Origin of the sequence: Bacillus cereus group sp. Bc010, from assembly GCF_027716745.1 — a bacterium.
Classification (GTDB): domain Bacteria; phylum Bacillota; class Bacilli; order Bacillales; family Bacillaceae_G; genus Bacillus_A; species Bacillus_A pacificus.
This window is the reverse complement of record NZ_JAQFUY010000064.1, coordinates 1-8,937: the sequence shown is the minus strand read 5'-3', so window position 1 is coordinate 8,937 and position 8,937 is coordinate 1. Positions and strand designations below refer to the sequence as shown.

Here is an 8,937-nt window from a genome sequence, read left to right as displayed (position 1 = left end):
TGGTCGTCCTTACCGCCTTGGTCATCCTTGCCGCCTTGGTCATCCTTACCGCCTTGGTCGTCCTTACCGCCTTGGTCATCCTTGCCGCCTTGGTCATCCTTACCGCCTTGGTCGTCCTTACCGCCTTGGTCGTCCTTACCGCCTTGGTCGTCTTTCACTTTCACTGTTACTTCTTTTTCAATAATTACATTTCCATCTTTATCTCTCACAGTTACTTTACCTTTGCCGTTCTCTCCGTCCACTGTGATTTCTACTTTCACTTTCTCTTTGTCTTCTTCTTTTAAACCTTCAATCACTTTTGTTTTATCAATCTTATCTTCTTTTACTTTACCATCGACGATATCTTCTTTATTTATTTCAATGTTATCTTTCACATCGATGACATTCACTGTAATTTCTTTCTCACTTGTACCCGCATCTTTATCCATTACTTTTACTTTCACTTTTTGTTCGCCAATTTTACTTGTATCTAAACCTTCTACTACAGCTTTATCTGTTAAATCACCGTCTTCTTTATCTATTACGGATACCTTCGCTTCTTTCTTCACATCAAAGTCTTTCTTACCTTTTTCTACGAAGATTTCGTCTTTGTCCACTTTGATAACTGGTTTTTCATTGATTGCTTTGTTATCTTGATCATCTTTGCCGTTCTGATCATCCTTGCCGCCTTGGTCATCTTTAACCGTTACTGTTACTTCTTTCTCACTAATTACATTTCCATCTTTATCTTTCACAGTTACTTTGCCTTTTTCGTTCTCTTCGTCCACTGTGATTTCTACTTTTACCTTTTCTTTACTTTCTTTATTTAATCCGCCTACCACTTTTTCTTTATCGATTTTGTCTTCTTTTACTTTACCTTCTACGATATCTTCTTTATTTACTTCGATTTCATCTTGAATTTCGATTACATTTACAGTCACTTTTGCCTCTACTGTTTCTCCAGCTTTATCGGTTACTGTTACTTTCGCTTTTTGTTCCCCGACTGTTTTTATATCGAAATCTTTTACTTCCGCTTGATCTGTTAAATCTCCGTCTTCTTTATCCGTTATCGTTACTTTTGCTTCTTTTTTCAAGTCGAAGTTTTTCTTATCTTTTTCTACAAACACTTCTTCTTTCTCAACTTTAATTACAGGCTTTTCATTGATGACTTTGTTATCATCTTTCACTTTTACCGTTACTTCTTTTTCTACTTTGTTTCCTTCTTCATCTGTTACGACAACTTTTCCTTTGCCATCTTTATCAATGATAATTTCGACTTTTTCTTTCTCACCTAAACCTTCACCGATCTTCTCTTTATCAATCTTGTCATTTGTTACTTTGCCATCGACGATATCTTTTTCTTTCACTTCAATCGTGTCGTTGATTTTCACTACTTTCACTGTTACTTCTTTATTTCCTGTTGCGCCTTGGCTATCTGTTACTTTCAACGTTACTTTCGATTCGCCAGCTTTGCTTGTATCAACTTTTCCTTCTACTTCAATTTTCGCTGTTAAATCTCCATCTTCTTTATCCGTTGCTTTCGCTCCTGATTTCTCAATTACATACTTCGCATCGACTTGATCTCCTACAAAGGCTAACACCTTACCCTTCGCTTCTATCATTGGTGCTACATTGATTTTTACTAGTTCTGTTACAGTTTTGACTTTGACTTCTTTTTCACTAACTGTATTTCCATCTTTATCTTTCACAGTCACTTTACCTTTGCCATTCTCTTCGTCCACTGTGATTTCTACTTTCACTTTCTCTTTACTATCTTTATTTAAACCGTCTACCACTTTTTCTTTATCAATTGCTTCATCTTTTACTTTACCTTTATCGATGTCCTTTTTATTTACCTCAATTTCATCTCGAATTTCAATGACATTCACAGTAATTTCTGCCTCTACTGTTTCCCCAGCTTTATCGGTTACTGTTACTTTTGCTTTTTGTTCTCCAACTGTTTTTATATCGAAATCTTTTACTTCCGCCTGATCCGTTAAATCTCCATCTTCTTTATCTATTACTGTTACTTTTGCTTCTTTTTTCACATCGAAGTCTTTTTTGTCCTTTTCTACGAACAATTCGTCTTTTTCTACTTTAATTTCTGGTTTTTCATTAGTTACTTTCACTTTGATTTCTTTTTCACTTACTACATTGTCTTCTTTATCTTTCACAGTCACTTTACCTTTGCCATTCTCTTCGTCCACTGTGATTTCTACTTTTACTTCCTCTTTACTATCTTTATCTAAACCGTCTACCACTTTTTCTTTATTAATTGCTTCATCTTTCACTTTGCCATCAACGATGTCTTTTTTATTTACTTCAATTTCATCTTGAATACGGATCACATTCACTGTAATTTCTTTTTCTGCTGTTTCTCCATCTTTATCTGTTATTGTCACTTTTACCTTTTGTTCACCCGTTTTATCTAGCTCTAGAGTACCTTCTACTACAGCCTTATCTGTTAAATCTCCGTCCTCTTTATCAATCACTTTTACTTTCGCTTCTTTTTTCACATCGAAGTCTTTTTTATCCTTTTCTACAAATACTTTATCTTTTGCTTCAATAGATGGTTTTCCATTAATTTCAGGAGTCATATCTCCGGTTACCTGATGACCGTTTTTATTTGTTACGGTTACTTCGATTTTACCGTTGTTTACTTTTGTAGTTACCTTATCTTCATCATTTAAACCTTCTACAAGTTTTTTAGGATCAAAGTTATTACTATCAAGATCTTTTTGATTTACTGTTACTTTATCTTGAATACGAATTACACGCACTTCAACATCTTTAGACGTTGTCTCATTATGTTTATCAGTTACCTTTAATGAAACTTTTTGCGTGCTAACTTTTTGTGTATCTACTGTACCTTCAACTTGAATTTTGCTCGTTAAATCTCCATCTTCTTTATCCATCGCTTTTGCTTCTGCTGATTTGATTACATCTACTTCGTCTCCAACTTTAGCTAAAATGGAATCTTTCGCTTCAATTGCTGGCGCTTGATTATTGGCAGCAGATTTTACTTTTACTGTCTTCACGTTAATATTGTCGTACTCATCTTGAACTGTAAAAGTAACTTCTTCTTCAGCAGATGCTAAGTTTTTCAAATCTTTGTCATATTGAATTGCAACATTTTTCGAAACATCGTCTTTAACCTTTAATAATTCTTTTAGCTTCTCATCTGTTAATGTAGATGGATCATCAACTTCAATTTCATCTGTACCAATCGTTGGTGATGTTACATCAACTACAATGACGTTTCTTGTATCAACTAATTTTTCAATATTTCCTTTATCAAATAAGAAGCTTAACAACCCACCTACTAGTGGAATTTTATCTAAAATAGTTTTCTTCACTAAGATATTGTAATTTACCGTATACGAACCTGGAGCCGGATTCCTTGTATTTAATCCGTTATAATGTATCGTCCCATTCTTTCCTTCAACTAATGGTCCATTCACTTCTTTAGATAATAAATCTAATCCTAAAATATTTTTCGTAGTAATACTTTCTAATAAGCCCTTCGTTGCTGTAATTGTACCTGTTGGGATAGTTGCTGGTTTTCCAGCCTCTTTATACATATTTTGTTCCCCATCCAGTTTAAATACAGGGTCATTCTTACTTAACGTTAAAACAGTCACACCATTGACTGAAATTAAACCAACCTGATTCCCTTTTACTTTTAACACACCGACTTTTAATTGTTTGTTAATCTCTTCAGGACTTACATCTGAATTTAGCTCTAATACTTTTAAACCAACTAGTCCTTTTAACAACTTCACATCTGCTAATTCTAGTTTTTTATTATTACCACCTTGAATATTTAAAACTTCAAGTCGTGCTAAATCATGTAATAAACCTACAGACAATGTTTCCAGTTCATTATTAGCCAAGTCGAAAATACGAAGATCTAAAAACTTAGATTTTTTTTCAGGAATGCTTTTAATTTTATTATTCGATAGTAGTAACGCTTGTAGTTTAGGTAACTCCCATACACTATCTGGTACTGCTGTTATTTTGTTATACGATAAATCTAATACTCTTAATTTATCAAAGGACATATTATCTGGAATTGTTGTAATCGTATTGCGGGATAGATCTAAAATTTTCAATTCTTTTAGCTCTAATACTTGTTGAGGCACTTCTGTGAGATTAGAATTTTTTATATATAAAGCATTTAATCCTGTTAAGTATTGTAAACCTTCAAAGTTTTTAACACCTTTACCACTTAAATCTAGTACGTCACGTACATTACTTAATTGTTCTAGCGTTACTTCATCGCTAGTAGTCCCCATCTTTGTTTTCACAGCATTTCTTAGCGCGCTATCTGGGAATGTTGTATTAAGATCAATTTTAAGATTATCTTTTGAACCTTTATCTGTTTCAGCAACTTGCAAACGATCATACTGCTGTTGTTTATTATTTATCTCTGCAGCATATCCGTGTGTGACAGATGCACTCAAAATCCCAATTGTACATACTGTCGATGTAATCTTCTTCATGTGTCTATTTTTTTTCTTACCCATTTTGCTTATACCCCTCCGTAAGTTGAATTGTCATATATATACAAACACATGAATTGTATCGAACATTTCGCATTAAATTTTATTGTGTTTTTGCATTATATGACGCAAATTCATAATATTCGGAAGAGTATTGCCTCAGTTAAAATTATTTACAATAGTATCCATATTAATCTAAAATTTAGTTGATTTACCAATATATATATATAAGGTGTAGCGATGACAATGAAGCAACAGCAAATTCAACAATTATTAAGTTTTTTATTAGCCCAACACGATTGGACTACTGTTCAAAAAATATCCGAAGAATTACAATGCAGTAAAAGAAGCGTTTCAAATTACTTAACCCTTTTAAAAAATACATATGGAGAAAACATCATTTTATCTTCAAGGGGAAAGGGAATTAAAATTAATCAACTCAACTTAAAAGAAGGAAAACAAAGTATACAAAACAAACAAGAGTTATATTTTTTTCAAATTTTACAGCTTATACTTAACTATCCAAATGGATTAACAGTAGCAAAGATTGCTACTACACTAAATGTTAGTCAAAGTTATTGCCAAACTTTATTACAAGCTCTTCGTCTTCAGTTCACTAAGCACGATGTTACTTTAACAAAACAGCCTATCCGTCTAGAAGGTGACGAGCTACATATTAGAAAATTAATTTGTCACTATGCCCATTTAACTACACAGTATAGTAATGGATTACAACTCTTATTTCACGAACAAGACATTTCAATAACCAAATATACAATACAACAAATAGAAAGAAATACTGGTACACTTTCTGATATTGGTTATAAACGTATTCATTGTTTATTACTTACATGTATTATTCGTTATCGTCATAAGCAATTTATCAAAAACTTGGAGCCCGATCTCTCCTTTATATTAAAAAATCCATATAGTGATTCTATTTCTAGTCTTATTGAACAAATAGAAAATTTAACAGGTAATAAACTTTTATTTCCTGAAATCCTTTATTTAAATTGTTGTGTAATAAGCGGTCTACATTTCGAACATCAATTTCCACTATATACAAAGAAATTCGATATGCTTATTCCCACGATTTTAGAGGAACTTACTCAAAATCTAATTTTTACGTGCCCGCAAGAAACTATCATTGCAGATTTAAAATGGCTAATTTTTAGATTTTACGTTTTTCAAAAGTTAAATATCCATATCTATCATCCGCAATTACAAAATTTAAAGTCTAAAATTTATTATTATTATGATATAACTCGTAAAATTGTACACAATTTTACTACTAGTAAGCAGGAACCAGTTTCTGAACATATATTAAATTATCTTGCCACCTATCTATTTAGTGTGTCAGAACCTAAAAAGAAGGCCTTACCAAAAAAGTTATTACTTCTATGTACAACAGGTAGTGGGTTAGATTTATATACGAAAAAGAAATTAACTTCTTTATCACCTCATTATTCAGTTACAAGTATTCATACACTAAGAGAAGTGACTTCTTTATTAACAGAAGAAAAGGAGCACTTCGATTGCATTATCTCTATCGGGATATGTCCAAGCATTATTGATTGTGACATTCCTATCATTTCATTCCCAATTGATATCGATGAGCAGGACTTTACAATTATTCCAAAGACTTTAGAAAATGCATGAAAACAAGAAGCTACTTTCCCCTAAGAAAGTAGCTTCTTTTTCCCTTTCTCCTTCTTCGGAAAAAGAACATATGAAAATGAAATAGCTGTATCCACTAAAAGTATAATCGCCCAAACTTGGCTAACCCGACTCGCTGCTTTATTTAAAACAATTCCCGTTTCTAACCAATTACGCCATTGTTCAACCGGAGCAAGACCGTACAGAAAGAAAAAGAAAATATGCACAACAACAAACAAACTAAGGTGCAATACCCAATTTTTTATTTCCTGCTTCGCATAAGCCATACCTGTTAATTCTACCTGTTCTTCTATAATAGGCGCCGGCTCATTTCGCCATTTGGCAACTAGCTTTTGCGCAAATATATCAAGCTTCTTCAAATCCTTTTTCCCGTAAAAGACTGCATACAATAAAATAATCACCGTAATGATTTGAAAGTTAGAGAACTTTCCTGTTTGATAGTAATCCACTACTCCTAAAGTTAAAATAAACACTTCATTTATGAGTAGTACAATCCCCATAATAAAACTCGCCTTTTTCAAACGGAATCCGTAACGGAGTAAAAAGAAACCGATAGCTGATAACCAAAATACAATCTCTGCCCCAATTAAAAAATACCAACGATATTCTGCAAGTATACTCATTTATCCTTCTCCTTTTCATCATATATACGAAAAGCTTCATCCATATATAATAAAAGTTCTTCTTCGATTGGATACATGCTCATTTTCTGGGAATCTTCTTTCGATTTTCTAACTTCCCATAACTTATCTAAAAACGCTTCGTCACCATTAGCCATTTCTAAACACTTCTGCATTAATCTCTTCGTTGCCCCTTGTACCTCATCACTCGCTACTTCTTTATCATCTTTCATAAAAGTGCGAAATTGCTTTAATAAATCTACCCACTCTAAAACATTCGGATCTTCTTCACTCATATTCGGCAAATTCTGAAGCAATTTTTGTTCTTCCTTTGAAAACACTTCATTTTGAAATATTTCACGTATACGAGAAGACTGTTTCGAAAGCTGAATTAATTCAAACATAACTTTCCAATCGAGCTCTCCCTCTACATCTACCGAATAAACAACCGCTTGTAAAACACGCTCCATTCGATTAAATTTCTTTTGTTCTTCCTGTACAAATCGAAGTTGTTTTTCAAGAGAATTCTTTAAATCCAACTCACCTTTTACTAACATATTCGCAGTTTCTTTTAACGAAAATCCCATTTCCTTTAAAAATAAAATTTGTTGCAAACGAATAACGTCCGCTTCACTATATAACCGATGTCCACCCTCTGTTTTACCACTCGGCTTTAATAAATCTATTTGATCATAATAACGTAATGTGCGTACTGTTACCCCTGTTTCTTTCGTCAATTGTTGAATTGAAATCACTATCATCACCTCTTCTCCTTCATTATAAAAGATGACGTTACGTAACTTTCAAGTGTTTTGTAAAAAAAATACAAAAGGCTGTTTATACGCTTCGTATAAACAGCCTTTACGGAAATAACCCCTTTTGCACAGCACGACCACAAAATAAAATAAGTGCTCCGACAACAACGCTCGTTGCTGTTTTATGATAATGAGCTGAAACTAATAAATAATACGATAAACCTACAGTACCAAGCATAATACAAATACTCGGCACTGGATTATGAGAGAAGTTCTGCATTCCCCAAAACAAAGCAAAAATAGCTGTAGCGACACATAATACCGGTAATCCCATCCCAGTTCCCCTTTTTCTATCTATTCCTTGTTGCTAACACGCTCGTCGATGCCATACTTATTAATAGACCAAAAATAGCAATATATAATAACTCATTTACATGTACTACTGGCCTGTCTAAATACTTATTTACACAAAGATACATAATGAATAAGAAAACGAAGCTTGTCATACTAATCGCAAAATATGACTTCATCTTGTTCACAACTCGCTCATCAATCGACGGTATTCCCTCTTCTTTCAAACGCTTCTGTTCTCTATATTCCGCAATGCCATATAAAATGACTAGTGCTACATTCGATATGAAAATAGTTCTCCACGAAATACTTAAAATCATTAGACTCACATTTAAAATAAAACCCGCTAAAAACAAACTTCCTATAAATCGTATAACCTCTTGCTTACTCATACACGATCAGCCTCTTTACTATTTCTATATCTCCATTTCGGCCAATAGTTCACAAAGAAATAAACAAACTGCCCTAGTACAAATAACACAAACGGCATACCAGCACTTCCGTAAACAATTAAATTGTACAAACTCCATATGGCTAAACTAATCGCTAAAAACAACCCTAAATATTTAAACGCTTTATCTGACTGAAATCTCTCAAACTCATCCTGCATTTTTCTCTCCCCTTACTCCAGCGTAAATATTTCTTCCACCTTCACTCCAAAATATTTGGCGATTTTTAAGGATAACTCTAGACTCGGGTTGTAATGATGGTTTTCAATCGCCACGATTGTCTGCCGTGTCACCTGCATCGCCTTTGCCATTTCAACTTGCGTTATATGATGTTGCTTTCTTAATTCTTTAATTTTATTTTTTACACCCATAGGCTCCACCTTCGAAAGTAAAGATATCTTTACTTTAATTATAAATATTTTCCAACTACAAGTAAAGATATCTTTACAAATTTTAGAAAAACGTCTCATTAAACATCTACTCTAACAAAGTACAAAAGTAATTCAATTTATATCAGCGATTTTTCAAATATATCAGCGCAACTGAAATTATATCGGCGATTTCCCAAATATATCAGCGCAACTCCATTTATATCAGCGATTTT

Annotated in this window: 8 protein-coding genes; 1 reads left to right on the top strand and 7 read right to left on the bottom strand. The window is 33.2% G+C overall.

Annotated elements, in window-relative coordinates; translation table 11 throughout:
* Positions 1–4,505, bottom strand: a 4,505-nt coding sequence (locus PDQ68_RS27935; RefSeq protein ID WP_270787146.1) for a leucine-rich repeat domain-containing protein, incomplete at its 3' end; no start/stop codon positions are given.
* Positions 4,506–4,727: 222 nt separating this feature from the next.
* Here PDQ68_RS27935 and PDQ68_RS27930 point away from each other — a divergent pair.
* On the top strand, positions 4,728–6,140 hold the full coding sequence (locus tag PDQ68_RS27930; protein ID WP_016718910.1) for an HTH domain-containing protein: 1,413 nt from the start codon (positions 4,728–4,730) through the stop codon (positions 6,138–6,140).
* 20 nt (positions 6,141–6,160) lie between these two features.
* On the opposite strand, the gene PDQ68_RS27925 is transcribed toward PDQ68_RS27930, so the two are convergent.
* The 6 genes from PDQ68_RS27925 to PDQ68_RS27900 all read right to left on the bottom strand — a co-directional run bounded on the left by PDQ68_RS27925 (position 6,161) and on the right by PDQ68_RS27900 (position 8,704).
* The gene (locus PDQ68_RS27925) at positions 6,161–6,781 is read right to left on the bottom strand and encodes a hypothetical protein (RefSeq protein ID WP_061184254.1); all 621 of its coding nucleotides are present in this window, start codon (positions 6,779–6,781) and stop codon (positions 6,161–6,163) included.
* Positions 6,778–7,539 carry a MerR family transcriptional regulator gene (locus PDQ68_RS27920; protein WP_061184253.1) on the bottom strand — a complete coding sequence of 254 codons (762 nt, stop codon included), beginning with the start codon at positions 7,537–7,539 and terminating at the stop codon, positions 6,778–6,780. Before PDQ68_RS27920 ends, PDQ68_RS27925 begins: the two co-directional genes overlap by 4 nt.
* A gap of 100 nt (positions 7,540–7,639) precedes the next feature.
* Positions 7,640–7,867 (bottom strand): hypothetical protein, encoded by a 228-nt coding sequence (locus tag PDQ68_RS27915; protein ID WP_000524119.1) that lies wholly within the window; start codon positions 7,865–7,867, stop codon positions 7,640–7,642.
* A gap of 16 nt (positions 7,868–7,883) precedes the next feature.
* Positions 7,884–8,276 (bottom strand): hypothetical protein, encoded by a 393-nt coding sequence (locus tag PDQ68_RS27910; RefSeq protein WP_016718913.1) that lies wholly within the window; start codon positions 8,274–8,276, stop codon positions 7,884–7,886.
* Positions 8,273–8,494, bottom strand: a complete 222-nt coding sequence (locus PDQ68_RS27905; protein WP_001150192.1) for a hypothetical protein — start codon at positions 8,492–8,494, stop codon at positions 8,273–8,275. The genes PDQ68_RS27910 and PDQ68_RS27905 overlap by 4 nt, the downstream gene beginning before the upstream one ends.
* A 12-nt stretch (positions 8,495–8,506) precedes the next feature.
* Entirely contained in the window at positions 8,507–8,704 is a 198-nt protein-coding gene (locus PDQ68_RS27900) for a helix-turn-helix transcriptional regulator (protein ID WP_000538359.1), read from the bottom strand.
* Between the last annotated feature and the right edge of the window lie 233 nt (positions 8,705–8,937).